This is a genomic window from Paenilisteria rustica (genome assembly GCF_013820765.1).
Taxonomy (GTDB): Bacteria; Bacillota; Bacilli; order Lactobacillales; family Listeriaceae; genus Listeria_A; species Listeria_A rustica.
Genome location: NZ_JABJVM010000004.1, coordinates 1 through 24,162, shown reverse-complemented (window position 1 = coordinate 24,162; position 24,162 = coordinate 1). Strand labels below are relative to the sequence as shown.

Annotated in this window: 27 protein-coding genes and 1 pseudogene; 26 read left to right on the top strand and 2 right to left on the bottom strand. The window is 41.9% G+C overall.

Annotated elements, in window-relative coordinates; genetic code table 11:
- Genes HPK16_RS05160 through HPK16_RS05140 form a run of 5 tightly spaced genes read left to right on the top strand, consistent with a single transcriptional unit; the run spans nucleotide 1 to nucleotide 3,287 of the window.
- Nucleotides 1-303 (top strand): WXG100 family type VII secretion target, encoded by a 303-nt coding sequence (locus HPK16_RS05160; protein WP_181675948.1) that lies wholly within the window; start codon nucleotides 1-3, stop codon nucleotides 301-303.
- Nucleotides 300-1,016, top strand: a complete 717-nt coding sequence (locus HPK16_RS05155) for a DUF5081 family protein (protein ID WP_181675947.1) — start codon at nucleotides 300-302, stop codon at nucleotides 1,014-1,016. The genes HPK16_RS05160 and HPK16_RS05155 overlap by 4 nt, the downstream gene beginning before the upstream one ends.
- Nucleotides 1,009-1,353, top strand: a complete 345-nt coding sequence (locus HPK16_RS05150) for a hypothetical protein (protein ID WP_181675946.1) — start codon at nucleotides 1,009-1,011, stop codon at nucleotides 1,351-1,353. Before HPK16_RS05155 ends, HPK16_RS05150 begins: the two co-directional genes overlap by 8 nt.
- 15 nt (nucleotides 1,354-1,368) lie before the next feature.
- The gene (locus tag HPK16_RS16750; protein WP_246369282.1) at nucleotides 1,369-3,048 is read left to right on the top strand and encodes a hypothetical protein; all 1,680 of its coding nucleotides are present in this window, start codon (nucleotides 1,369-1,371) and stop codon (nucleotides 3,046-3,048) included.
- A gap of 5 nt (nucleotides 3,049-3,053) precedes the next feature.
- A complete protein-coding gene (locus HPK16_RS05140) occupies nucleotides 3,054-3,287 on the top strand; it encodes an Imm74 family immunity protein (RefSeq protein WP_181675945.1) in 234 nt (77 codons plus the stop codon).
- A gap of 303 nt (nucleotides 3,288-3,590) precedes the next feature.
- Here HPK16_RS05140 and HPK16_RS05135 read toward each other — a convergent pair whose 3' ends face one another.
- A complete protein-coding gene (locus tag HPK16_RS05135) occupies nucleotides 3,591-3,848 on the bottom strand; it encodes a hypothetical protein (RefSeq protein ID WP_181675944.1) in 258 nt (85 codons plus the stop codon).
- Between the two features lie 122 nt (nucleotides 3,849-3,970).
- Here HPK16_RS05135 and HPK16_RS05130 point away from each other — a divergent pair, with 122 nt between their 5' ends.
- The 20 genes and pseudogenes from HPK16_RS05130 (at nucleotide 3,971) to HPK16_RS05040 (ending at nucleotide 21,432) form a co-directional block, all read left to right on the top strand.
- Nucleotides 3,971-4,270 (top strand): hypothetical protein, encoded by a 300-nt coding sequence (locus HPK16_RS05130; RefSeq protein ID WP_181675943.1) that lies wholly within the window; start codon nucleotides 3,971-3,973, stop codon nucleotides 4,268-4,270.
- Between the two features lie 10 nt (nucleotides 4,271-4,280).
- Nucleotides 4,281-5,966 (top strand): hypothetical protein, encoded by a 1,686-nt coding sequence (locus HPK16_RS05125; RefSeq protein ID WP_181675942.1) that lies wholly within the window; start codon nucleotides 4,281-4,283, stop codon nucleotides 5,964-5,966.
- Nucleotides 5,967-5,985: 19 nt separating this feature from the next.
- Nucleotides 5,986-7,098, top strand: a complete 1,113-nt coding sequence (locus HPK16_RS05120; protein ID WP_181675941.1) for a hypothetical protein — start codon at nucleotides 5,986-5,988, stop codon at nucleotides 7,096-7,098.
- A gap of 109 nt (nucleotides 7,099-7,207) precedes the next feature.
- Nucleotides 7,208-7,642 carry a hypothetical protein gene (locus HPK16_RS05115; RefSeq protein ID WP_181675940.1) on the top strand — a complete coding sequence of 145 codons (435 nt, stop codon included), beginning with the start codon at nucleotides 7,208-7,210 and terminating at the stop codon, nucleotides 7,640-7,642.
- 921 nt (nucleotides 7,643-8,563) lie between these two features.
- Complete coding sequence (locus tag HPK16_RS16745; protein WP_246369280.1) at nucleotides 8,564-8,857, top strand: hypothetical protein; 294 nt, start codon at nucleotides 8,564-8,566, stop codon at nucleotides 8,855-8,857.
- Nucleotides 8,740-9,846, top strand: coding sequence for a group II intron reverse transcriptase/maturase (ltrA, locus tag HPK16_RS05110; protein ID WP_343064801.1), 1,107 nt, complete (start codon nucleotides 8,740-8,742; stop codon nucleotides 9,844-9,846). Before HPK16_RS16745 ends, ltrA begins: the two co-directional genes overlap by 118 nt.
- Nucleotides 9,847-10,354: 508 nt before the next feature.
- Nucleotides 10,355-10,789, top strand: a complete 435-nt coding sequence (locus HPK16_RS05105) for a hypothetical protein (RefSeq protein ID WP_181675939.1) — start codon at nucleotides 10,355-10,357, stop codon at nucleotides 10,787-10,789.
- 21 nt (nucleotides 10,790-10,810) lie between these two features.
- Nucleotides 10,811-11,230, top strand: a complete 420-nt coding sequence (locus tag HPK16_RS05100; RefSeq protein ID WP_181675938.1) for a hypothetical protein — start codon at nucleotides 10,811-10,813, stop codon at nucleotides 11,228-11,230.
- Nucleotides 11,231-11,464: 234 nt separating this feature from the next.
- Nucleotides 11,465-11,950 (top strand): annotated as a pseudogene (locus HPK16_RS17175) (DUF6985 domain-containing protein).
- Nucleotides 11,951-11,992: 42 nt separating this feature from the next.
- Nucleotides 11,993-12,550 (top strand): hypothetical protein, encoded by a 558-nt coding sequence (locus HPK16_RS05090; protein WP_181675936.1) that lies wholly within the window; start codon nucleotides 11,993-11,995, stop codon nucleotides 12,548-12,550.
- A gap of 115 nt (nucleotides 12,551-12,665) precedes the next feature.
- Nucleotides 12,666-13,616 carry an ADP-ribosylglycohydrolase family protein gene (locus tag HPK16_RS05085; RefSeq protein WP_181676123.1) on the top strand — a complete coding sequence of 317 codons (951 nt, stop codon included), beginning with the start codon at nucleotides 12,666-12,668 and terminating at the stop codon, nucleotides 13,614-13,616.
- A 46-nt stretch (nucleotides 13,617-13,662) separates the two neighbouring features.
- Nucleotides 13,663-13,908 (top strand): helix-turn-helix domain-containing protein, encoded by a 246-nt coding sequence (locus HPK16_RS05080; RefSeq protein ID WP_181675935.1) that lies wholly within the window; start codon nucleotides 13,663-13,665, stop codon nucleotides 13,906-13,908.
- A 206-nt stretch (nucleotides 13,909-14,114) separates the two neighbouring features.
- A complete protein-coding gene (locus tag HPK16_RS05075; RefSeq protein ID WP_181675934.1) occupies nucleotides 14,115-16,145 on the top strand; it encodes a BglG family transcription antiterminator in 2,031 nt (676 codons plus the stop codon).
- A complete protein-coding gene (locus HPK16_RS05070) occupies nucleotides 16,142-16,423 on the top strand; it encodes a PTS sugar transporter subunit IIB (protein ID WP_181675933.1) in 282 nt (93 codons plus the stop codon). The genes HPK16_RS05075 and HPK16_RS05070 overlap by 4 nt, the downstream gene beginning before the upstream one ends.
- Before the next feature lie 22 nt (nucleotides 16,424-16,445).
- Nucleotides 16,446-17,813, top strand: a complete 1,368-nt coding sequence (ulaA, locus tag HPK16_RS05065; RefSeq protein ID WP_181675932.1) for a PTS ascorbate transporter subunit IIC — start codon at nucleotides 16,446-16,448, stop codon at nucleotides 17,811-17,813.
- Entirely contained in the window at nucleotides 17,813-18,655 is an 843-nt protein-coding gene (locus tag HPK16_RS05060) for a transketolase (RefSeq protein WP_181675931.1), read from the top strand. The genes ulaA and HPK16_RS05060 overlap by 1 nt, the downstream gene beginning before the upstream one ends.
- Entirely contained in the window at nucleotides 18,652-19,590 is a 939-nt protein-coding gene (locus HPK16_RS05055) for a transketolase family protein (protein ID WP_181675930.1), read from the top strand. The genes HPK16_RS05060 and HPK16_RS05055 overlap by 4 nt, the downstream gene beginning before the upstream one ends.
- Nucleotides 19,591-19,663: 73 nt before the next feature.
- Nucleotides 19,664-20,059: a hypothetical protein gene (locus HPK16_RS05050; RefSeq protein ID WP_181675929.1), complete on the top strand. Its 396-nt coding sequence runs from the start codon at nucleotides 19,664-19,666 to the stop codon at nucleotides 20,057-20,059.
- A gap of 71 nt (nucleotides 20,060-20,130) precedes the next feature.
- A complete protein-coding gene (locus tag HPK16_RS05045; protein WP_181675928.1) occupies nucleotides 20,131-20,616 on the top strand; it encodes a hypothetical protein in 486 nt (161 codons plus the stop codon).
- 12 nt (nucleotides 20,617-20,628) lie between these two features.
- Nucleotides 20,629-21,432, top strand: a complete 804-nt coding sequence (locus HPK16_RS05040) for a hypothetical protein (RefSeq protein ID WP_181675927.1) — start codon at nucleotides 20,629-20,631, stop codon at nucleotides 21,430-21,432.
- Between the two features lie 24 nt (nucleotides 21,433-21,456).
- On the opposite strand, the gene HPK16_RS05035 is transcribed toward HPK16_RS05040, so the two are convergent.
- Complete coding sequence (locus HPK16_RS05035) at nucleotides 21,457-21,666, bottom strand: LPXTG cell wall anchor domain-containing protein (protein WP_181675926.1); 210 nt, start codon at nucleotides 21,664-21,666, stop codon at nucleotides 21,457-21,459.
- Nucleotides 21,667-22,168: 502 nt separating this feature from the next.
- On the opposite strand from HPK16_RS05035, the gene glmS reads away from it, so the two are divergent.
- A complete protein-coding gene (glmS, locus tag HPK16_RS05030; RefSeq protein ID WP_181675925.1) occupies nucleotides 22,169-23,977 on the top strand; it encodes a glutamine--fructose-6-phosphate transaminase (isomerizing) in 1,809 nt (602 codons plus the stop codon).
- Nucleotides 23,978-24,162: the final 185 nt, after the last annotated feature.

Here is a 24,162-nt window from a genome sequence, read left to right as displayed (position 1 = left end):
ATGGCTGATAAAGTTACGATATACGGAGATAAAGTGGGAGAAGCCAAAGCGATAGCAAAAGAAATCGACACAGCATTAAAAAATAGTTATACCGATGCCACAAGTTTACAAAGTTTCGTCAATGGCGTCACATGGAAAGGGAAATCCAAGAAAGCATTCGTCGCTTACTTGGATATCATCGTGCAATATCATAAAGACGTGAAATCCGCGATGGAAGAACAAACGAAAGCTTTAGAAAATCTAGAGACATACATCGAAGCCTACGACAGCGAATCCAAGTTACGGGAGGTCAAAAATCTATGACGCAACAACTTGATCCTAATGATTATTTTAGCCTCGAAGAAATGTATCTCCTTCTTGCCGCAACGGATGGCAATGTCCTATTCGGTTTTCCCGGCAAAGAAGTGTTTATTTTACGCGATGATGACCCGATGGCATACGCGCAACAACAACTCATCGCAAAAGAAATCCTAACACCAGAAGGCGCTGTCACAAAAAGTGGCGCCTTCGTTATCAACAAACTATCCGCGTACCACCGAAGCAAGAAATACGTACGCTGCAATAACATCATGTTCTCGTTCCAAGAAGACAACACCGAAGAAGTCGTCCTCCTCATCGAAGCCGAGAAAAACAAATACTACCGCTTACTCGTTCTGTCCAAAGCACACGCCTTAAAAGTGCTATACGATGGTTTTCCGTTAATCGCACGCGAACCAGGCGCCGATGAGAAAACTTTCCTAATCAACGGAATCAGCAACCAAGAAAAAAACGAAATCAAGGCGATGGAATTAAGCGAACCAGTTTTCAATTTCGAAGTTTTTCATTTAGACAAATACCCAGCCGAAATGACCGAACCAAGCTTCTATCAAAACTGGCTATTTTTCTTATATGGCGACAAGCTGATTTCGCTAGATGTCGCGCGGCAACAATACCATCACGTGAGCCAATATTGGTTGATGAAGCTCGTATTTGACGAAATGGAATTCCCGTACAAGGAGGTGGCGCAACATGGCTAATGTAGCAATGGACGGAGCAGGTGCTGGAGGCGGTGCCGCAGATATATCGATTAGCGTCGACGAGATTTTGTCTATTCTCAACAAGATAAACGCGATTATTTTTGAGTTGGAGACGTTAAATACAAAGACAGATTCAATTGCCACGATTACATTTTATGAAGATGGTGAAGCGAAGAAATCGATGGATGTTTACAAGGACGCGAATAAAAAAGCGATGGATTTGTATGATAATTATGCACGAATCAAAAATCTTGTCACGTATACCATCAATACGATGATGGAGCAAGACGAGGTACTTGCCCAAGAATTTTATACGAAATTAGACTTGCCAGAGTAGAAGGGGGCACGGAAGATGGATGTGAAATATACAAATAGTTCCTGGGATAAATCGAAAGGCGCGCTGAAAACTCTCATAGGCTTAGGCTTTGGTTTTGATAAAGGTGTGACAGATCATTTGAAAGACATCAATCGCAATTTTGAAGACGCACAAAATGATATTCGTAAAGATGATCCAGACGGTGTAATTTCGTTCTCCTTTACAGACATGGAGAGCAAGTATCAAAAAATGTTCGAGAAAATCGAAGTGTTGCATGATTACGCAGGCGAAGCGGGAAGTATGGTCGAGCGCGTGATTGATGAACCGTTTTATAAAGACATGGATAAATTCGTGGAGAAGATGGAAGCATTGTCGATTGATAATTACGAGACGAAGAACACGATTGGCGCGACGACGATTGTGACGACGGGTTACGGATATGGATATGGAGCTACGCCACAAACGACGACGGTACCAAAAGACAAGATCAATTTGAGCGATATCATGGCAGGCGATAATTTTTTTGCTGACAATTTGAAGGCCGAGTTCGCAGAATATAGTAAGCAAAATCCAGACCAAGAATTCACGTATGAGCAGTATCAATCAGCGGTGTCGAATTCGCATGCGTTTGAGTACGAATCGATTCGGGATGAGCAGCAGAGCCGTGAATTTTGGCGCGATATTGGGATTGCGGTCGTGATTATCGGTGTGAGTATTGTGTTTCCACCCGCAGGATTGGCACTCGGCGTTGCATATGGTACACTGGAATTGAGCAGTGCAGCGACCGGAAAAGACTGGATGACTGGGCGAGAAATGGACGGCACCGAGCGCGCGACACGTGGTGTGTTTGCGGTGTTAGATATTATTCCAGGCGTGAAAGGAATACGTGCGTTTAGTACGGCGACGAAGGTTGGAGGATTGGCATTGGATGCCACGCAGGTAGGCACTAAGTTGACGTTGAAGCAGACTGCACAGCAAGGATTGTCGAATTTGGACGCGATGGGGAAACAAGCGTTGCGTGAGAGTGCCGAGCGGATTCGGAATGTGCCGAGGGTTATAAGTGATGTAGCGAGTTCAGCGACAAATGCAGCCAAGACACAACTAAGAAATGGTGCAATCCAGACTGGAAAGTTAACCGATGAGGCTGTAACAACAGTTAAAAGTATTGCGAGTTCACGAGTAGTGGCTACACATATTGGTACAGTACACATTGCTCCTGGAGCTGCAGAGAATACACATCGATTTGAGAATATGGCGAAAGGGATGTTTGGTGGTAATGATGGAGTTATAGAGAAAGCCAGTGGGGCTAAAGGGTTTAATATTGATGAAATTCATCCCAAATTGAAAACAGAGCCAGATACTGCATTCTTTTGGTCTGGTAGAACAGAAGGCGTTGGTGGAGCTGATATAGCGGCTGATGTAGCTAAAAGTAAAGGTGGCGTTACTTTAGAATCAACAATAGGGAATAAAAATATTAAAATGCCGGAATGGGACTTTAATAAACCTGAGTCAATGAAAGCTTGGGATTTGGCTTCTGGTTCGTATGCAGAACAAGTTTCTGGTGAAGTTCGTGCGGTAGTTGGTTCAGAGTTAAGGGAAGGGAATATTTGGGAAAACGTTGAGCTACCTAGATTAAAAAATAATCCTAAAGTAACGAAAATAACAATGATTGATCCTAAAACAGGAATTGAAAAAATAATTTTTGAGAGGAAGTAAGTTAAATGAAAATTACAGGTAGTAGTTCACATGTGAAATTTGATTTAGAGAATGGGTATGCGGTGAAAGCAGACGGAGAAATGTTAGTGGGAGGTCAATTTGTTGTATTCAAAGATTCTATGAAGAATTGGGAACCGCCACATGAAGATGAAAAGCTTTCCGAAGCTGAAGTGCAAGAGATTATTCAACAGGTAAAACAGAATACAAATGAAAACACAGTACAAATTTCATTTGAATAAAAAAGTATTAGAATTAGAGTAATCGGTTAATTCTGTGTGGTAAAACAACTTTTAACGAAGGAATTAGGTTTTTAATACGCTATTTTGCTAGATTCTGAGGGTGAAGTAGAAAAAATTTGAAAGAACAAATTAAAATGCTAAAGCAAACGGTGGGCATGTTATGCTGAAAAGGCTCGAGGAACAAGTCAAAGTACTAGCTATTTCGTGAGTTCCTCAGGCACTGACAAAAGCACATGCCCAATAAAGAAAGTCAATAGCGACGTTAGGAGAGCCTAGCGGTCTATTGACTTTCTTTATAGTGTTTTATGGATTAGAAAAGTCTTTTTTCTCTTTTTCTTCTGCTTCCTTTAGAAATTGTTTTATGACAAGTACCTTCATGACTTCCATTTCGTCATCTGTCATATTAAATTTCTCTTTTCCAGCTTCAAGAATAGTGTTCATATTTTGCATTAGTGAAGCTGAGAGTTTCTTTGCTTCCTCTTTAGTTAAATTCTGTATATCCTCTTTAGAGGTATCCAAAAGGTTAATGTCAGAATGGAATGGTAACACATTTTCGAACAAAATTTATAAGGTCTTAACTAAACCGAATCTTAGAATGAGGAAGAATATTGAATAACTAAAGTGTTAGAGGTTTCTCTAGCACTTTTTATGAGATTTATTGAAGTGAGTACAGGGTTTCGCTTGTGTTTGTGCAGGACGTGATGCAGAGTCTGCCGGAGCATGTGAATCGTGGCTTTACGCTGGATCATTTCCCAGCGGATTTTGATAAAGCGCAGACACTCCAAACATTAGCAGAAGTTTTATCGATTCAAACAGAAAACACATATAAATCAATGATTGACACGGATAAAATGCTAGCGATGCAGGTGGTAAATGCGATATTGAATGAGCCAGGGACAAACGCCGATTTCAAATTAGCGTGTGAGCAAGATCCTAACGCAGTGATCGACCAAGTGAAAACCTACATGAAAGAAAATAAATAGGGGGTACGATATGGCAATGTATAAAAGTGATAAGTCTCTCTGGGAAAGTAGTAATGGCGGTAGCAGCGGTTATAGTTACACAGGATCGTACTATCCTTCATACTCAACAGAAACGCCAGAATCCTACGCTGTAAAACGAATTGGTGAAATTTTAGAAGGTATTGAAGAAGTGAAATCGGAATTAAGAAGTCAGGGTTTGTCTGATTTATTCCCGTCACGAGGAACATCGACTCTATCCGCTAGCAAAGGAAAAAGTGGACTAGAGAAAAAATACCAACACGCGAATGAACTCGTAACATTAGCCGGGCGTGTGCATAAAGAAGTATTGCAAAATATCGACGGGAAAATCACACAAGCGATGAATGACGCAGTTAAAAAACTTGATAACGTGAACGAAGGCAAGAATGCATATAAAACAGACAAACTGACATTTAGCGAAACGTATACAACAACAGATCCTTATTCAGGAATGACCTCAACATACACAACACAGAAAAAATACACACTAGATCAAATACTTAATTCCAGCGATAGTCCAATTAAAGCGACTAAATTATTATATGACGAGCGCTTAAAATTAATAAATGAGCTTATGGATAGTGGTGAAATTACAGATAAAGAAACCATTAAAGAACTTAAAGGCATGAGTAATGACGAACTGGTGAGAGCTTTTTTCCCGACTCAATTAGGCGAATTCGAAGAGCTGAAATCAACCTGGCATGAAAATAATGCGGGCTGGTTGAAATGGGTGGATATTGGGGTAAGTGTGGTTGTTGGTTTAGCACTTGTGGCATCTGCTGTTTTTACTTGTGGAGCGACATTAGTTATAGCTACAGCAGCAGTTGCATATCTTGGAGCAAAGGCTATTGACGGAATTATTACTGGAACAAATCGTATAACAGGTGAAGTGTTAAGTACGGAGGATAAAGTTTGGTTAGGTGTGGATTTCGTGGCGTCAGCGTTATCTTTTGGAGCTGGAGCAATTGTGACAAAATTAGGGAGTTCGCTACGAGAAGGCTCGAACTTAGCAAGTACATTAAAAATAGCACAGGGAGCAGGAGAAAAAATTGCGTATGCAGCAGACAAAATTCAGCTCACAATGACGACTATGGGAAATCCCTTACTTGGAGCGACTTTAATCGGTGGAGAAAAAGGAATCGGGATGATAGCGTCGAAGGTTATTAGTAAGTTTAACGTGAGACGTGTGGCAGCATCGGTTGATGAGTCAAGCCTAGGTCGAGGATGGCATGATTATTTTGCGGCTGGAGATTTTAATGAGCTACATGGTGTACAGCGAAGTCGACTAGAGAATTTGTCGTCGCAACTTGGCGGGGGGTTCTCGGCAGAAGATTTGGCGATTATTAATAAATATTATGATTTCCAGTTGCCGCATGGCGTTGGGGATGATGCGTTTACGGGGATTGGGATTCAAAAATGGAATCCTGGAATGGACATAGACATTGATGACCAGGCTGTCATACGTAATTTTCAAGAGAAGATAACAAACTTTAATAAGGCTAAGATTTCTACAACTAATGTAATGACTGACTCGCAAGCAATGCGTTTAAAAGGACTCGCAGAGGATACAACTTCAAAATTAATAAAAGATGGTGTCCCAGAACAATTATGGAATGATGTATATGATAAATTAAAGATTCCTAACAATTTACGGGGTATTGAAATATTCGGGAAATAGAAATAAGTGAGGTGCTTAAATGACTTTTTTTAAGAAATTATTTGGTGGAATCAGCAATATTAATGCTCAAAAAATGTATGGGACAGTAGACGATTGGATACATGCAAGTCCTAATGAAATTAAAAGGTATCGGGAAAATATCATGGCAGGAGTACAGAACAAAGCGGTTCCACCGGGCATGTTAGGAAGCTTCTTAATGGTTCTAGGGGAGGGGGAAGCTGGCGAAAAGATATTAAGTGATGCAATTGCAGATAATCTGGAAAACGCAGATAAAGATTATTCTGAGAGTCTATCATATTATTACGTGCATCATGAGAATTATAATGCTGCGCTTAAGCAGAATAAATGGTTTAAAAAATGGATTGATTCAAGTGAGAAATGTGTACAACAAGGTCAAAAGAATGCTGAGTCACGACTTGCGGATATTTATGACACTTGTTATTCAATCAAAGATAAAGAGTTCGAAAATATAGTGGGTAGAATAATTGAATTATATGAAGTTGCAACTGCAAAGCATCAATCACTGGCAGCTTTGAATTATGGAAGCTTTATAAAAAATGAACTAAGTAGTACTGATTTTAAAAAAAGAAGTCCACAAAACTATAGACCATTGGAAGATTCAGAACCATATTTGATACAGGCCGTGCAAGATGAAAAAGGTACTGATTTTGAAGATTCTGCATGTAATATACTCATTAGTTTTTATTCTGAATTAGTAAGTAAAAATTTATTCGAATCCTTAGATGAATATTTTAAAGGAGGAGAATTGGAAACTTTAAGAAACCAGAGTACACAAATATATAATAAAGGAACAAAACACTTTAGGAGAAAAAATCCAGATGCTTTAACGGATGGGTTTCAAGAGTCACTAGATAATTACATGGCGCATTTGGAACTTGTAATCCTAGCAGATAAATTACGCGAAAATAAGGATTTTAAAGACATTGCGGATAATTTTGTGTGGCAGGTTAGTAAAAAACACTTTCCAAACGCTGTCATTACAATTCCTAAAGACGAATGTCTCAACACCATGATTAGCTACTTCACAGAAAATAAACAAGCGTTAACTAAGGATGGAGATTTTAGCCAAGCTTTTTATGATTTTGTAGATAGAAGGTTAGCAAAGGTTTGAATTTAGGTTGAGCGCTGGCGTGGTATTCAATATTTGGATACTCCGCCAGTTTAAAATACGAATGGGTCTAAGCTATATGGAGGCTACGTATCAGAAAACGGGGGAAAATATGAAGAAAAACATTATATTTGTTAGTATCGCAGGGTTGTGCACTATTACAGGAATTATTATTTTAGGGGTTAATGATATACCACCGCAACCGTTAATTTTCTATCTAATTGCATTGAGCGCGGTAGCTTGGTTCATTAAATTTCAGTACAGCGATAAAAATGCTAAGCCTAAAAATGGCTTGATATACGGCGTACTGGTTCTCTATGTATGCGTTGGAGCAGTTATATTTGGAACGACTTATCAGAGCGGAATGCAGGCAAACGAGGAAAAAGAAAGACAACAACGAAGCGCAGAACGAGCGGCTGAACTCCAAGAAGAATTACAAATCAAATTGCAAGAACAGCGAGAGCAAGAGGCAGAGAAAAAAGAAAAAGAAATGCAGGAGTTGAAAGATAAAATAATGGATTCCTATACACCAGATGCGAATAAATAAGGGGTAGGAAATATAGATAATGCTCGTTCATTTCTAACCTAATTGAATGGACGGGCTATTATTAGATTACATATTTTGGAGGGCCACCATGTGGAAACTAGACGAAAGTTATTTTTACCAATTGAAGAATGTTGCGATTAATCGGCTTTCCCCGGGAAGTGTCATCATCTATTTAGTGGGTCTGTGCTTATATTCTCTTGTTATATTAGGAACTTCAACATGGGCTCTATGGGAAAGTCAAGGAAGAATAGTCTTAGGCGAAATACTTAATTTGGTATATTTCAGCTTGCTAATAATTTTTCTGATTCTTGCTGTATACCTTAGTATGTGCCTGATCTCAGAGAAATTCCTATTCAAAAGTCAGAAATTTGGCACGGTTGTGATGGTAGTCTATACACTGGTGATGTCGATAGAACCATTCTTTTGTTTGCCCAGCATGGGCAAACTCTAACGGGTGAAAGTCCCGAGTGCGACCGAGTAGTGGTAAGCACCTAGCCAACAGCAAGGGTGTCCATGGTGACGTGGAATCTGAAGGAAGCTCGAGGCAAATCTCTGGTCCGACGAACAGAAATCACATAGAAGGCGCCATGTAAGGATAAGGCTGCAAGAGAAGCCAAAGTCCAATAACTACTAGGAACATTGCATGGTGTAAATGTGGCGGATAGATGGAGAGAAAGAGTTTGCATCTTAACTGGGGAGGTCTCACGACTCTGTCCCAAAAGCTTATAGCGATATAAGTCTGGATTGTGAGAAGTCAGCAGAAACCATAGTAGTGAAGACGTCCTCCGAAAGGAAGAAAGAGCGAAGGGTGGAACAATTTTATCGTTAGGATATTCGTGATTGGAAAATAGGAAAAGACCACTGGCAATCGATGCAGGAAAGTGGATACTAATTTCACGAGAAAAGGAAGGAATAACATACATGTACGAACAAACATTACTTGCGCAAATAGTGAATCCAGATAATCTAAATCGGGCTTATAAACAAGTCATGAAAAACAAAGGAGCCGCAGGTGTAGATAATATGCCTATTACCGCACTAAAAGCGCATTTAAGCCTCCATAAGGAAAGACTTATTCATCAGATACAGCAAAGAGAATACAAGCCACAGCCAGTCAAACGCGTGGAGATACCCAAAGCGAATGGCGGTGTACGATTGTTGGGGTACCTACGGTCACAGACCGCTTTATCCAGCAAGCGATTGCGCAAGTTCTGACACCTATCTTCGATAAACAGTTTCATGAAAATAGTTACGGATTTCGTCCCAAGCGTTATGCAGAAATGGCTATCCTCCAATCACTGGAGAACATGAATGATGGGTATGAATGGCTAGTTGACATTGATTTAGAGCGTTTCTTTGATACCGTGCATCATGACAGACTCATGAACATTGTCGCGAGAACGGTCAAAGATGGGGATGTTATATCACTTGTGAGAAAGTTCCTAGTAAGTGGCGTCATGATACAGGATGAGTACCAAGAAACGATTATTGGCACTCCACAAGGAGGAAATCTATCTCCGCTACTTAGCAATGTAATGCTGAATGAGCTAGACAAAGAACTAGCAAGTCGAGATTTACGTTTTGTAAGGTATGCAGATGACTGTCTTATTTTTGTGAAAAGTGATATGGCTGCCCGACGAGTCATGCGTTCCGTAAGCAAATTTATTGAGGAAACATTAGGGCTTATTGTCAATGTGACGAAGAGCAAAGTCAGAAAACCAGAAGATGAAGAAACGAAGTTTCTAGGATTTGGATTTTACTATGATTGGCAAGACCGTTTATACAAAGCAAGGCCACATAAATTGTCTTTACAGGAATTGAAATTTAAACTGAAACGTCTTACTAGGAGAGCTTGGGGAATATCAACAAAGCATCGAGTAGCCAAAATTAATTCTCTGATTCGTGGTTGGGTTAATTATTTTAGAATTGGAAAAATGAAGCAACATTTAAAGCAGATAGATGCGAATACACGTGTACGGTTAAGGATATGTATCTGGAAGCAGTGGAAGACTCCGAATAATCGACGGAGAAACTTAATGAAGCTCGGGATGAGTCAATACGAGGCTTACAAATATAGCTACACCAGTAAATCCTATGCTAGAGTTGCGTATTCATGGATTTTAACAACAACTATCACGAATCAACGGCTCGCTAAATTTGGATTAATATCCGCAACGGAGCACTATAGTAATATACATGTCTAGTATAAAATTGAACCGCCGTATACGGATCCGTACGTACGGTGGTGTGAGAGGTCGGAGCCTAACGGCTCCTCCTACTCGATTACTCTATCTTTTTGCCATGGATGGAAACGGAAATAAAAATGATGGGCTTGGTCTTTGGTTTACAGTAGTGCTAATTGTAGGTTTCATCCAGTTTATGATGTATTTCTCGCTCGTCCGAAGCGGGATAAAGAACGGCTCGATGAAAGAAGCGGGAAATGGATTATTTAGTGGGAATTCAAATTTGAAATGGATAGTTGTTATAAATGGGATTTGTTTTATCAGCCTAGTAATTTGGCTATTTTTCATAACTAATTTTGGTATTATAGAAGGTTGCGTTATATTTCTATTCCTATTCTTTGCTTTTATTGTTGGAGTTCAGGAGTTTATAGTGTTAGCTGTTTGTAAGTATAGATTTCAGGCGTTCTCTGTAACCTATGAAGAAGCTACTAAGTACAGAACGAAAAGAAAATGAGGGGTTAATTTGAAGATGCATGATTTAGAGGATAGATTGAAGAAAATCACAAAAATGGCATTTGGATTGGCGGTATGTATACCAATTTCTATAGTTTTATTTGTAGCTCTAGGCTTTATTTTGGCATTGGTTATAGGAATCGATGAGAAGAATATTTTATTATTTATCAAATGTTTTATGTGGCTTGAGCTCGTGATATATTTAATCAATTGGGTATTTTGTTTGAGAAGTTTTTTATGGATACGGAAATTTAAGAAAACAGCGGGGACTAGCTCTACGCCACAACTAAGATTGATGAAAGTTGTTCAAGTAGCGCTAGCTTTATTCATTATTCCAGTTACACTCCCATTTGCAATCATTTTATTAGGCACAGCAAACAAATTAGCACATGGGAAGTTTTCGGTTAATCGATTAAGTGGCGCGTTGCATGAGAAATATATAATGTCTTAAAACGAAGGGGGGTTAGGCTAGATGGGGAAACTTTTGAAATGGTATATATGGCTGCCATTAGCGATAATTATTAATGTGACTAGCATGTATAATTTTGTGCTAGGTCTTTTAGGAATCTTCTTGTTTATTTTAGTGTGTGTACCGAAAATAGTCTATGCTGCCACGCAAAAAGTAAATATGAATTCCTTGCAATACCCGACTTCTAAATGGATGGATGTTTTAATGGCTGGATTGGCAGTTTTTATATTGGTTGTGGGTTTTGTTGCCGATTATTTATTGAGGGCGAACATTGAGGTGTTCTTACACAATAATAGTTCGTTTTCGTATGCGGAATTATTTGCTCCTTATTTGAGTGTTGCGGGCAATGTCGTGATGATTTGTGCCGCGGTTTTATGCGTTTTAGAAACTGGGAAAGATCATAAAAGGATGAGAGCGATATGAAGATGAGAGTCTGTTTTTTGTATGATGAATATTGATTTTTTATTCCATATAAGTTAAACTAATTTCATAATTGAAAAGGGTTACAGCCCAATGATTTTCAATGTTCAAAAATGGACTACCTCTGCATTGGTATGATGCAGTTTTGATTTGTTTTCATGAAAAATAAGATAAAAACCAGCCTATTTAAGCTATTTTTCGATTTATGAAATTGATTCAATATAAGGAGCGAAAATAATGTCCTTAAAAATAAAACATGATATATTGGGTGATTTAACCTATGATTATGGCTGGGTGAAAAATATTGCGCTAGAGTTATTTGGTGTTAGAAAAACAATACAGGTAATTATTGATGCGGATGAGAATGCTGATTTTGAAAAAGCTCAAGTACAAGCCTTTGAAGCATTTTTTAATAAATTCGAAAAAATTGTCAGACGTGCAGAAGTTGCTGTTTTTAACTTCTACCAAAAAGAGAGTCCATAGATCAGGGCTCAGTACGGTGATGATTCAGGTATTAATAAATATGTACCCTATATTGAGAGAAAAGAGGAGCTTTATAAGTTAGTGTCACCGGAACAGATTATTTTTCCTACAACTATTGACAAGTCTAAACAAATAGCGGGCTTTCTATGTGAATGCTCTTGGGAAATAGAACACGGCTTGGTAATTAAATTTGAAAATGGAGAAGTTGTTGAAGTTGGCTTTCAGGATATATTACTCTGAATCATTAGTGGTGTATAGGTATGCACAGAAAGGGAGGAAGCAATGAAATCACCTTGGATTCCGATTTTTTATCACAAGGAAGAGCAGAAGAATTATTTTTATAATTTGGATGAAAAAAGATTGGTAGAAGGAAGCTATTCATCTAAAGGTATTATTTTGGCCTTGTTTTCAGGTACAGTTGGAGTTGTTTTATATGCTCTATTAAAACATTTAGTCATAAAAATGACTATTTCTCACTTGACACTTTTAAGCATTCTAAGCGGAGTTTCTGTCAGTTTTATTCTCATTTATGCAATTGATTCCTTCTCTAGAAAAAGTGTGTATGAAAAAAATGTATCACAAGAGGAGGCCTCCATCTATTTTAAAGAAGGTGAAAAACAGTTAAAAAAAAATGTGATGATAAGTTTTTGGACAATTATATTAGCGTTGGTTAGTACGTATATATTGTATACTTCGAATGGAGAAGCCCTTTTATTTTTTGCCACTACGCTATTTTGGATGTTGCCTATTACTATTTTTGCACTTCAAAGACCCTTTAAACGTAGAACGATATATGCATTGTATAAAGATAATCAATTAATTATTAAGAACAGAGAATGATAATGGAGTTGTCACTCTTAGTTTCACTCCTATCTATTATAGCCTTAATCTCAAAACAACCAATCTTAGAACAGGAAGTGATCACTTGAATAAACAGTGGAACGACGACAAGGAAATGATTCTAAAAGATAGAATAATCCCAACTTTATTTGGAGGAATTATTGGAGACGCAATGGGAGTGCCAGTGGAATTTAAAGCCAGGGATACTTTTTTTATTGATGATATGGTTGGTTATGGAACGCATAATCAGCCTCCTGGTACTTGGTCTGATGACACCTCATTGACACTTTGCTTAATGTATAATATTTTAGAAAACGGTACAACGAAGGATTTAATGGATAAATTTTGTGCATATGGGGAATTAGGCTACTGTACTCCATTTGGGGAGATGTTTGATATTGGGAGGACAACCGCGGATGCAATTATTAGGTATAAACAAAAAGGCTTACTAAATTGTTGTGGTGGACGTTCTGAATTGAACAATGGTAATGGTGCTCTGATGCGATTAGCTCCGTTAGCTTTCCTAATACTCGGCGAACGTGACTTTTTAAAGAGAGCAGATGTTATTAAAGCGTATACAGAAATTACACATGCCCACCCGCGTGCTATCGTAGGTTCCATTATTTATATAGAACTGCTACTGAGACTCTATCATAACAATTCTTTGCAAAAGTCGTTACAAGATATTCATGCGCTATTTCAAGAAAATTATAGTAAGGATCATAAATACATTTTGGAACTTGAGCATTTTGAGAGGATTTTTAATACTGATTTTCTTGTTACAAAAAGGTCTGAAATTTCTTCTGGTGGCTATTTGGTTCATACGCTTGAAGCGGCGATATGGTGTCTTGGTAATTCGGATTCATTTAGGGATGCCGTTATACTAGCGGTGAATCTGGGATCTGATACAGACACGGTTGCTGCAATCACGGGTTCTCTGGCTGGAATGTATTATAAGATGGAAGCTATACCTGAAGATTGGCTAGATAAAGTTGCTCTGAGGCCGGTATTGGAGAGCGATATTGATGAATTTTATCAATATTGTTGGATGAAAATGACGAATTGATTTTTTATTCCATATAAGTTATAACAATGTGGAAGGGCGTGAAAAAATGGAAGCAAAGCAGACTTTTAGCGCTAAATATAATGTTCCTGAAATTGAGAAAATAAAGGTGGAACTTATTGTTGAGATAATCAAACTTCGTAAGCAAGCCAAATTGTCTCAAAAAGAGTTGGCAGAGAAATGTGGTATGAAGCAGCCGCAACTGGCCAGAATTGAAGATCTTGATGGTAATCCAACCATTGAAACTCTACTTCGTGTATTGGTTGTAGTTCATAAAAAATTAGTCGTTGCATAAAAAATATAACATAATCGCAAAGCCGAGTTCCCGGACCCTAAATCCGCGAACTCGGCTTTTTCCCGTTCCTCCAAAACCTCTGCTATAATCACAATACCCCACCAAAAACCCAATCCCGCTCCCGAACCCACCACACACTTTGTACTCAAATCACCTAGCTATCTTTATGTAACCGCTTTAAAATAAAAAGTAAGGAGGAGGCAATCATGTTTGATCAACGTGCATTTCGGCTTTTTGAGCAGATTATTCGGTATGAGAAAATGACGAGCGGGGCGCTTGTTCGGAAAATGGGGCTGTCGGAGAGGCAGTTTCAATATGATTTTGAGAAGATGAATCAGGCTTTGCGGCATGTTGGAAAATCGGAAATTGGGATGCGAAATCAGTGTTTTATTATCGATCCTGGGCTGAAAACGGCTTATTTGGAGGGATCGGAGTTATTTATACGGCAGGAGGAGCTTTTTCTCGGGGAGCAGGATCGGGTCTATTTACTTTATTTATATACGTTTATGCGGCAGGAGGAAATTTCGAATTTTCATTATCAGCGGGTGTTGCATGTGAGTCGGAATACGGCGCTGAGTGATGTGAAGAAGGTGCGTGGGTTTTGTGCGGAGGCGGATGTTCGGTTGGTGTATTCGCGGCTTTCTGGGTACCATTTGGTTGGGGCGGAGCGGGATAAGCGGGTGCTGGCGGGGCGGTGTGTGAATGCGCTGTTGGTGTTGCCGCTTGGTGAGGTCGCGCTGAAATTCGTTCTGGAAAGCTGGGGACTACGCGCGTGGTTGGACGAGACGGAGCGGATTCTGCTTGACTGGCAAAAGGTAAATCGGGTGGAACTTGTGCAGGATCGGCAACGGGAATGGCTTTATTTGGTGGCGTTTCTGAGGTGTCGCGGGAAGCATGCGGGGCTTGTGTTTTCGGATGTGGAACGGGAGTTGATTGGGCAGCAGTCGGTGTATCGGTTGACGGAATCGCTTGTGGTGCAGTTGTTTGGGACGCGGGATGTGATGGAGCGGTTTTATGTGACGGTGCAGGTGATTGGGGCGCAGCGGACGGCGGAGGTTGGGGAGCATGTGGTGCTACTGGATTTGGCGGATCGGATTATTGCGGCTTTTGAGAAGCTGACGTTGTTGACGCTGGATAATAAGCGCGAGTTGCGGCGGAGTCTTTACGACCATCTGGTGCCGGCGTACTTCCGAATCGTGTTTTCGCTGCCACTGATCGCGCCAATGACAGAGCAAATTAAGACGGCGCACCCGGAGTTGTTCGCGTTTGTGAGACAGGCGTTGTCGCCGCTTGCAAAACTGACTGGGAAAACCGTGAGCGCGGCGGAGATTGGTTATTTTACGATTCATTTTGGTGGGTATTTTGAGCGGAAGCACGAGGCGCGGCGGGATTTCGAGGCGTTGTTGGTTTGTCCGAATGGGATTAGTACGTCGCTGATGATGAAATCGCAGTTGCGCCAGTTGTTTCCGGAGTTGCGATTCGTTATGGCGGACGGGGCGAATATTCCGGAGTCGGGATACGATATGATTTTTTCGACGGTGTATGTGCCGACGCGAAAACCGGTGTACTTAGTGCAGCCGCTGCTCACGTCGCTTGAGAAGAATTACTTAATTCAGGCGGTTGCGGCGGATTTCCCAACGATTGATCACCGCCATATTTCGGTAGATGCGCTCCTTGAAATCATTGAACGGCACGCGGTGATCGAGGATGAGCAGAAATTATATGATGCGATATTTAATAAGATTTACGGAAAAGTGTCGATAGAGAGGGGATACGCGCCAATGCTATCTGAATTATTAACGAAGGACATGATTCAGTTTACGGATGAGGAACTGGATTGGAAAGAGGCGATTCGGCTTGCGGCAACACCGCTTGTGACGGCGAATCGTGTAAAAACGGATTATGTGGATGCGATGATTGAAACGGTTGAGGAAATGGGGACGTACATCCATATTGGAAAAGGGATTGCGATTCCGCATGCTAGGCCGGAAAAAGGTGTGAATCAGATCGGGATGTCGTTTTTGCGGACGCGGACGCCGGTGCATTTAGTGGATGCTTCGGGACCTGCAATTGATATTTTTATTTGTTTGGCGGCTGTGGATAACGAGGCACATCTGAAGGCTTTGTCGCAATTGACGAAGTTTTTGACGAATGATGTGGCTTTGGAGAAATTGAAGCAGGCGGAAACGGTGGATGAGATTACGAATTTATTAACAGAAGGAGAGGAACAGGAATGAGAATTTTAGCGGTTTGTGGATCTGGTCTTGGTACGAGTTTTATGGTGGAGATGAATATTAATCAGGTGTTGAAGGAGCTGGGCGTGACCGATGTGGAGGTGTCGCATTCGGATTTGAGTTCGGCGACTCCGGACAGCGCGGACGTATTTTTCCTCGCGAAGGACATTGCGGAGGGCGGCGAATCGCTCGGTGAGGTGATCGTGCTGGACAGTATTATCGACATGGATGAGCTGCGCGCTAAGGTGACGGCGGTCGTTCGGGACAAGGGCTTGATTTAAAAAATGGGGAGGGGTAAGGGATATGAGTGACTTTCTAAAAGTGTTAGTAGATATTATGAGTCAGCCGGCGATTCTGGTGGCGCTGATTGCGTTAATCGGCTTGATTGCGCAACGGAAAAAATTATCGGACACGTTAAAAGGGACGACGAAAACGTTTGTTGGATTCCTCGTGATTTCGGCGGGGGCTGGGATCTTGTCGGCTGCGCTCGCGCCATTTGGAGAAATGTTTAAGGCGGCTTTTCATGTGACGGGTGTCGTGCCGAATAATGAAGCGATTGTGGCGATTGCCCTGACGGATTACGGGACGAATACAGCGTTAATTATGTTTTTCGGGATGATGGTCAACATTTTGATTGCGCGGTTCACGAAGTTTAAATATATCTTTTTGACGGGGCATCATACGCTTTATATGGCGTGTATGTTGGCGGTAATCATGACGGTAGCAGGCTTTACGTCGGTTCCGCTGATCATGGCGGGGGCTGTGGCGCTTGGCATTATCATGTCGCTATCTCCGGCGATTGTGCAGCCTTTTATGCGAATTTTAACGGGGAATGACAATGTGGCGCTGGGCCATTTTAGCGCGGTCGGTTATGCGGTGAGTGGACTTGTCGGTAAGGCGGTCGCTGGGAAAAATCCGAAATCAACGGAGAAAATCAATTTTCCGAAGGGGTTAGGATTTTTGCGGGACAGTACGGTGAGTATTGCGCTGACGATGATGGTGATTTATGTGGTCGTGGCGCTGTTTGCTGGGCCTAGTTATGTGGAGGCGAACTTGAGCGCGGGCACGAATTATATTGTGTTTGCGATGATTCAAGCGGGGACTTTTGCGGCTGGTGTGTTTATTATTTTATCTGGCGTGCGGCTCGTGTTGGCGGAGATTGTGCCGGCGTTTAAAGGGATTTCGGAGCGTTTGGTGCCGAATGCAAAACCTGCGCTTGATGTGCCGATTATTTATCCGTATGCGCCGAACGCTGTGTTGATTGGGTTCTTCTCGAGTTTTGCTGGTGGGATTGTGAGTATGGTGGTTATGACGTTTACGGGCGGCGTGATTATTTTGCCTGGCGTTGTGCCGCATTTCTTCACGGGAGCGGCGGCTGGTGTGTTTGGGAATGCAACGGGCGGCGTGCGAGGCGCGGTTCTCGGGGCGTTTGTGAACGGGATTTTGATTAGTTTCTTGCCTGTTTTCTTGATGCCGGTACTTGGAAATCTCGGTTTTGCGAATTCGACGTTCTCGGATACTGATTTTGGCGTTAGTGGGATTTTCTTCGGAGTGCTCGCGAATCATGGCGGGACGATTGCGATTGTTGTGAGCTTGATTGTGATTCTAGCCGTGATGTTTGGGCTTAGTGTGAAACGGAAAAAACGGAAAGCGATGGAGGAGGAAGCGTGATGTTGGCTGAAAATTTGGATGTGGCCGCGAAGCAGATACGGATGCATACGTTGAAGGAATTGCGGGCGCTTGGGTTCGGACACTTTGGCGGGAGTTTATCGATTGTGGAGGCGCTGGCGGTGATTTACGGGAAGCATTTGACGGTGGACCCGAAGAAACCGGATGATCCGAATCGTGATTATTTTGTTTTGTCGAAGGGGCACGGTGGGCCGGCTCTTTATGCGACGCTGTTTTTGAAGGGATTTTTCGCGGAGGAGGAGCTGTATACGTTGAATCAGAACGGGACGCGCTTGCCGTCGCATCCGGATCGGAACTTGACGCCGGGTGTGGAGATGACGACGGGATCGCTTGGACAGGGGATTTCGGTGGCTTCGGGAATCGCTTTTGGGAATATGTTGGCTGGACGCGAGAATTATACGTATGCGATTGTCGGGGACGGCGAGCTGAATGAGGGTCAGTGCTGGGAGGCGTTTCAGTTTATTGGGCACCACCGGCTGGACCGCATAATCGTGTTGATTGATGATAACAAGAAGCAGCTGGATGGCTTGACGGCGGACATTATTGATCCGCTTGATTTGGAGGCGAAGATGGCGGCGTTTGGATTCCGTGCGGTGACGGTGAATGGTGCTTCGACGCAGGCGATTGATGAAGCGATTCAGACGGCAAAAAGGAGTTCTGGAAAGCCGCACGCGATTGTACTGGATACGGTGAAGGGGCAGGGCGTGACGCATATCGAGGAGAAGGCGGACAATCATCATTTGCGTCCTGATGACACGGATAAGCAGGCGATTGACGATGCGATTTCGGCTTTAGAAAATGATTTGGAAGGGGTGGCACAATGACGCTCACACTTGAAAAAGACCAAGTAGAGATGCGCCAAGTTTATGCGGACACGATTCGCAAATTGGCAGCGGCGGATCCAAATGTGATTGCGCTGGAGGCTGATTTGAGTAGCGCGATAGCTACTGGAAAATTGAAAGATGAGCTGCCGGGCCAGTATGTAAACGTTGGAATTATGGAGGCGAACATGATGGGCGTCGCGGCAGGACTTAGCGTTCTTGGTCGCAAGCCGTTCATTCATTCTTTTGGTCAATTCGTAACGCGCCGTGCTTTTGATCAAGTTTTTGTATCGCTAGGCTATGCACAACTTTCGGCGGTCATCGTTGGCTCGGATGCAGGTGTTACCGCAGAACATAACGGCGGCACGCACATGACTTTTGAAGATATTGGTTTGATGCGCGAAGTCCCGAATGCTCGCGTTTACGAGGCAAGCGACGCGATTCAATTCGCCTGGCTCCTCGAAAATGCCTACAAACAGGGCGGTCTGCACTACATCCGAACCATCCGCAAAAATGCGACGCAACTCTATGATGAAAATACAACATTTGAAAAAGCGCAAATTTTGCAAGAAGGCACAGACATTACGATTTGCGCCACGGGAATCATGGTTGCGGAGAGCTTGAAGGCCGCTGAAATTCTAAAAGCATCAGGAATTTCCGCAGAAGTCATCGACATGTTTTCCATCAAACCACTAGACGGCGAAACCCTACTACAATCCGTCCAAAAAACAGGTCGCGTCATCACCGCAGAAAATCACAATGTTAATGGTGGACTCGGAAGCGCTGTAGCAGAATTTCTCGGAGAAAATGGCCCCGTTCCACTGTATCGGGTTGGCGTACGCGAGCAATTCGGACAAGTCGGCTTGATGCCATATCTCCAAGAATTTTACGGACTCACTGCAAAAAACATCGCTTCACAAGCAGAAAGAATGATATAAGGACTGAGCTGGGCAATTTCACCGTGCCCAGCTTTTTAAATATGTGGTAAAATAAAGGAGAGGTGAATCACATATGGCAATGAAAGATCAAATCGAAACAGAAGTAGATCAATACTTAGCGGACAACGGCATGTCGACCAACTACCACCGACTCATGTACGCCGGTCCATCGATGCGCACCAGACACAGTCTCGTACTCGTGTTCACAGAAGTTGGGCTAATCACGTTCTCCTTCTCCATCGTCAGCAAGTCCGAAACGCAAATGTTCTTCCTACCAAAAGACAAAATTCGAGCTATCCGTCTCGACAAAAAACGTTTCGTACATAAATTATCGATGGAGGCCGAAAATGAAGAAGGCCAAATCGAACGCGCCCAGTATTTCGTCAGCAAGCGTGTCTTCGGAAGACCGTGGCATTCTGAAACACTACAATACCTTTTTGATAAAAAGATATTTTCACCGCTTTCCTGATATTTTAATCGTTCAAAATCGTTTTTTCTGGTACACTAGTAAAAAGGGTATTTTTTATGGAGGGAACTACTATGGAACTAAATTGGTCACTTTATGATTTGCAGAAAAGAGAAATGGTAAGCACTTTTCCGTCAGTAGAAGATATTTCAATGAGCGAGCAAATCGTAGAACAGCTAAATGAAAACCGAGATGCACGCTGGGAAGTGGAGCTATTCCCATTTGGGTTAGAGATTACAGAGGATAACATTCATTTCAACATTGTCCTCGCTAATTTTCTAGACGTCCAAGTGCAAAAAGTCGTGTTTTCCTTTAACATCACAGTTGGCGGCAGAACGATTGGAACGCCTTATTTCGATGCTGGAAAAGATGATATTGGCATGATTGAACCGGAAATTGGCATTATTCAACGTTTTACCTTCGAAAATCCAGGCTTCCGAATTGGTACCACAGACGATTACGTATTCAACGCAACCTATCGTTATGTGTACAAAGAAGAATTCTGGCGTCTATCAGAGCTTGAATATATCGTTGACGGCAAAAAAATGAACCTGCTTTAAAGGAGTTGAAGAATGAAAAGACAAGACAATGGATTTATCATGTTATTTTTAGGAGCAACATTGCTTCCTAATTTCAGTAGTTTTCTATACAGCTGGGCAATAAACGGCTCAGATTTCAAACCCAATTGGATATTGTGGGTAACGCTTAGTTTAACCATCCTATTAATCATTTTTGGCATACTAACATTACTAGAAAAAACGATACCACTCGCCAATTTGCTAATTTTACTAGGGTATAGCGTTTTTCAAAGTTGGATGTTATGGCAAAATCAATTCGAACCATGGATCAAAAACGGAGAATTGGGCTTGATAGACTATTCTCGCCTCATCACACTCCTAGTCGCGCTAATCGGAATCGCATATCTCTTCATCAAGACACCAGAAAAACCAGCAGTTATTGCTACCGATTGGCAAAAAAAGTGGCGCTGGGCAGGCGTGTTTTTCGCAATACTTGGTTTAGGCGTCTCAATCACATTAGCCGTCATCGTCCTATCCGGCGAAGAATTTTTCTTCACGACACCATTTGACGCTTATTTAGGAATCGGGATTGCATTTTTCTTCCTATTAGCCATTGTATTCGGATTTAGAAAACCAAATGCATTCATCACAGCGCCACTACTCGGCCTATCTTTCAACTTTCTCACAGAATACCTATGGCTAGAGCAGTTGCTGCGCAAAATCGGTTCTCAAATTGGCTCCCAAATCGGTCAAGATGAAAATACAATTGTCGCGCTGAAACTAATTATCGGTACACTCGGCATCTTTGCCAGCCTATTTCTCATTATCGCAACACAAAAAAAGAAATTCGAAGCCTAATCCAGGTTCCGAATTTCTTTTTTCTTACCATTTTTTTCGTAAAAGCAACACAATTGCTGCGATAATCAAGATACCACCAATCACAATCGTCCAAATCGAAAAGCTATCGCCAGTGCTTGGTAGCCCGTTCATATTGACCGCATTCACCGTCTGCACCGAACCAAACTTCCAAAAAATCGCCCACGCAACGAAAAGTGTTGTAAATCCAGCAAGTATTTTCTGAAAAAATTTCATGTAGTTAACCTCCCATTTTATTGGTCAAAATTTCTATATGGTGTCATTGCTAAAGCCTGACCGTTCCTAGCAAATGACGCTTCCTATCCATTATCAAATAAAAGACTGTTTTTGTCAATGACTATACCAATTTTGAAATTGGTACATTATATAAGGCTTGACGAACTATACAACTTTGAGGTATGATAATTTTGTTTCCTAGAAAAATTAAAAAAGGAGGATCGCTCACAATTGAATAGAAGCGCCAGAACTAGGGGTATTTCTCTAGTTGACGAGGAAGGGATTAATCGAAAATTCGGCGGGAGTCCCTCGGTTGTGCATGCAATCGTGATGCCTTTGCTACAAACCATCAAGGTGACTTGGTGAACAGAGTGGAAAGGAACATGTGTTATCTCCATGGAAACGCGAAAGGAACACAGACAGCGGAATAGTCTGCCCTTTTTCAAAAATTATAGAGGGCTTGCATACAGGATAAGTCTGCCCTCAAATGGAGGATTTTATTATGTGCGGAATTGTAGGATTTATTGGGAAGAAGAATGCGAAAGAAGTTTTATTAGAAGGACTAGAAAAATTAGAATATCGTGGCTATGACTCAGCGGGGATTGCACTTCAATCACTAACTGGCGTACTAGTAGCGAAAGAAAAAGGCCGTATTGCTGATTTACGTTCAGAAGTACCAGCCGACGCTTTCGGTGAGATGGGAATTGGGCATACACGTTGGGCGACACACGGGAAGCCGAGCCATGCCAATGCGCATCCACATCAAAGCAAGTCGGGGCGCTACACAATCGTTCACAACGGCGTTATCGAGAACTATTCACTTCTAACAGATCAATATCTAGCCGATGCTAGTTTTAAGAGTGATACCGATACAGAGGTCATTGTTTTACTCATCGAAATGTTTGCGAATCAAGGCATGAAAACGAAAGAGGCATTCACGAAGACGCTCAGCTTGCTTCACGGATCATACGCTATTTGTTTGATTGATAATACAGACAATGAAACGCTCTATGCCGCGAAAAATAAAAGCCCACTTCTTATCGGAAAAGGCAAAGATTTCAACGTGATTGCGAGCGATGCGATGGCAGTTATTCGCGAAACCGATCAATTTGTCGAAATCATGGATGAAGAAATCGTGCTTGTAAAACGTGATGGTGTGACAATCGAAACATTGAATGGCGAAGAAATCGAGCGCGAAGCTTACACAGCTGAACTCGACGCATCCGACATCGAAAAAGGAACATATCCACATTACATGCTTAAAGAAACAGATGAGCAACCGGCTGTTATTCGTAAAATTATTCAAGCTTACCAAAACGAAACTGGCGATGTAACTGTGAATCCAGCGATTGTCAAAGAATTACTGGACACGGATCGAATTCATATCGTTGCATGCGGAACCAGCTACCACGCAGGACTCGTAGGTAAAAATCTAATTGAAAAATTAGCAGAAGTACCCGTCGAAGTTCACGTTTCTAGCGAATTTGGCTACAACATGCCACTTTTAACTAAAAAGCCATTATTCATTTTTATTACGCAAAGTGGTGAAACAGCGGACAGCCGCCAAGTTTTGGTGAAAATCAAAGAACTAGGCTACCGCTCACTTACAATCACAAATGTACCAGGTTCCACATTGGACCGCGAAGCAGACAACACGATGTACCTGCATGCGGGCCCAGAGATCGCTGTAGCGTCCACAAAAGCCTATACAGCACAAATAGCAGCTCTATCCATTTTAGCGACTGTTGTAGGCCGTGAGAAGGGTCTGAGCATAGCAAAAGATTTCGACTTAATTGTAGAACTAGGCATTGTCGCAAACGCGATGGAAACACTAGTGGACAGTAAAGAAATGATCGAGCATATAGCCGGAGAATATCTAGCAACGACACGCAACGCCTTTTTCCTTGGCCGTCATATCGATTATTTCGTCGCCATGGAAGCTGCACTGAAACTAAAAGAAATCTCATATATCCAAGCAGAAGGTTTTGCAAGTGGTGAGCTGAAGCACGGAACGATAGCCTTAATCGAAGAAGGCACACCGGTTCTTGCACTTATCACCCAAGAAAACATCAACTGGAATATCCGCGGTAATGTAAAAGAAGTACTAGCACGTGGCGCCAACGCTTGTATCCTGTCGATGGAAGGCGTGAACCAACCAGGCGATCAATTCGTCATTCCAAAAGTTCACGAGCTCCTAACACCACTAGCGAGCGTCGTACCGTGTCAATTACTTGCTTATTACGCAGCACTTCACCGTGGTTGCGATGTAGATAAACCACGTAACCTTGCAAAAAGTGTTACAGTAGAATAATAAATAAGGATGTAGACGGCGTATCTGATACGCTATCTACATCCTTATTTTATTACTTAGGCTCTATGTCAATTGTTGGGGTGAAATATCAAGGTGCGAGCTAGGGAGTCAATAGCTCGTGCCTTTTCTTAACCTACAGAGATGTCAAAATCTTTGATAAAGTGTTGGGCTAGTATTTTGGCTCG

What these genes read in the sequence shown, in the direction of transcription:
- HPK16_RS05045 (WP_181675928.1), top strand. Translation starts at nt 20,131, where the DNA reads ATGGAACTAAATTGGTCACTTTATGATTTGCAGAAAAGAGAAATGGTA.
- HPK16_RS05160 (WP_181675948.1), top strand. Translation starts at nt 1, where the DNA reads ATGGCTGATAAAGTTACGATATACGGAGATAAAGTGGGAGAAGCCAAA.
- HPK16_RS05150 (WP_181675946.1), top strand. Translation starts at nt 1,009, where the DNA reads ATGGCTAATGTAGCAATGGACGGAGCAGGTGCTGGAGGCGGTGCCGCA.
- HPK16_RS05125 (WP_181675942.1), top strand. Translation starts at nt 4,281, where the DNA reads ATGGCAATGTATAAAAGTGATAAGTCTCTCTGGGAAAGTAGTAATGGC.
- HPK16_RS05140 (WP_181675945.1), top strand. Translation starts at nt 3,054, where the DNA reads ATGAAAATTACAGGTAGTAGTTCACATGTGAAATTTGATTTAGAGAAT.
- HPK16_RS05080 (WP_181675935.1), top strand. Translation starts at nt 13,663, where the DNA reads ATGGAAGCAAAGCAGACTTTTAGCGCTAAATATAATGTTCCTGAAATT.
- HPK16_RS05040 (WP_181675927.1), top strand. Translation starts at nt 20,629, where the DNA reads ATGAAAAGACAAGACAATGGATTTATCATGTTATTTTTAGGAGCAACA.
- HPK16_RS05090 (WP_181675936.1), top strand. Translation starts at nt 11,993, where the DNA reads ATGAAATCACCTTGGATTCCGATTTTTTATCACAAGGAAGAGCAGAAG.
- HPK16_RS05120 (WP_181675941.1), top strand. Translation starts at nt 5,986, where the DNA reads ATGACTTTTTTTAAGAAATTATTTGGTGGAATCAGCAATATTAATGCT.
- HPK16_RS16750 (WP_246369282.1), top strand. Translation starts at nt 1,369, where the DNA reads ATGGATGTGAAATATACAAATAGTTCCTGGGATAAATCGAAAGGCGCG.
- HPK16_RS05155 (WP_181675947.1), top strand. Translation starts at nt 300, where the DNA reads ATGACGCAACAACTTGATCCTAATGATTATTTTAGCCTCGAAGAAATG.
- HPK16_RS05035 (WP_181675926.1), bottom strand. Translation starts at nt 21,666, where the DNA reads ATGAAATTTTTTCAGAAAATACTTGCTGGATTTACAACACTTTTCGTT.
- glmS (WP_181675925.1), top strand. Translation starts at nt 22,169, where the DNA reads ATGTGCGGAATTGTAGGATTTATTGGGAAGAAGAATGCGAAAGAAGTT.
- HPK16_RS05070 (WP_181675933.1), top strand. Translation starts at nt 16,142, where the DNA reads ATGAGAATTTTAGCGGTTTGTGGATCTGGTCTTGGTACGAGTTTTATG.
- HPK16_RS05085 (WP_181676123.1), top strand. Translation starts at nt 12,666, where the DNA reads ATGATTCTAAAAGATAGAATAATCCCAACTTTATTTGGAGGAATTATT.
- HPK16_RS05115 (WP_181675940.1), top strand. Translation starts at nt 7,208, where the DNA reads ATGAAGAAAAACATTATATTTGTTAGTATCGCAGGGTTGTGCACTATT.
- HPK16_RS05100 (WP_181675938.1), top strand. Translation starts at nt 10,811, where the DNA reads ATGGGGAAACTTTTGAAATGGTATATATGGCTGCCATTAGCGATAATT.
- HPK16_RS05075 (WP_181675934.1), top strand. Translation starts at nt 14,115, where the DNA reads ATGTTTGATCAACGTGCATTTCGGCTTTTTGAGCAGATTATTCGGTAT.
- HPK16_RS05060 (WP_181675931.1), top strand. Translation starts at nt 17,813, where the DNA reads ATGTTGGCTGAAAATTTGGATGTGGCCGCGAAGCAGATACGGATGCAT.
- HPK16_RS05055 (WP_181675930.1), top strand. Translation starts at nt 18,652, where the DNA reads ATGACGCTCACACTTGAAAAAGACCAAGTAGAGATGCGCCAAGTTTAT.
- ulaA (WP_181675932.1), top strand. Translation starts at nt 16,446, where the DNA reads ATGAGTGACTTTCTAAAAGTGTTAGTAGATATTATGAGTCAGCCGGCG.
- HPK16_RS05050 (WP_181675929.1), top strand. Translation starts at nt 19,664, where the DNA reads ATGGCAATGAAAGATCAAATCGAAACAGAAGTAGATCAATACTTAGCG.
- HPK16_RS16745 (WP_246369280.1), top strand. Translation starts at nt 8,564, where the DNA reads ATGTACGAACAAACATTACTTGCGCAAATAGTGAATCCAGATAATCTA.
- HPK16_RS05105 (WP_181675939.1), top strand. Translation starts at nt 10,355, where the DNA reads ATGCATGATTTAGAGGATAGATTGAAGAAAATCACAAAAATGGCATTT.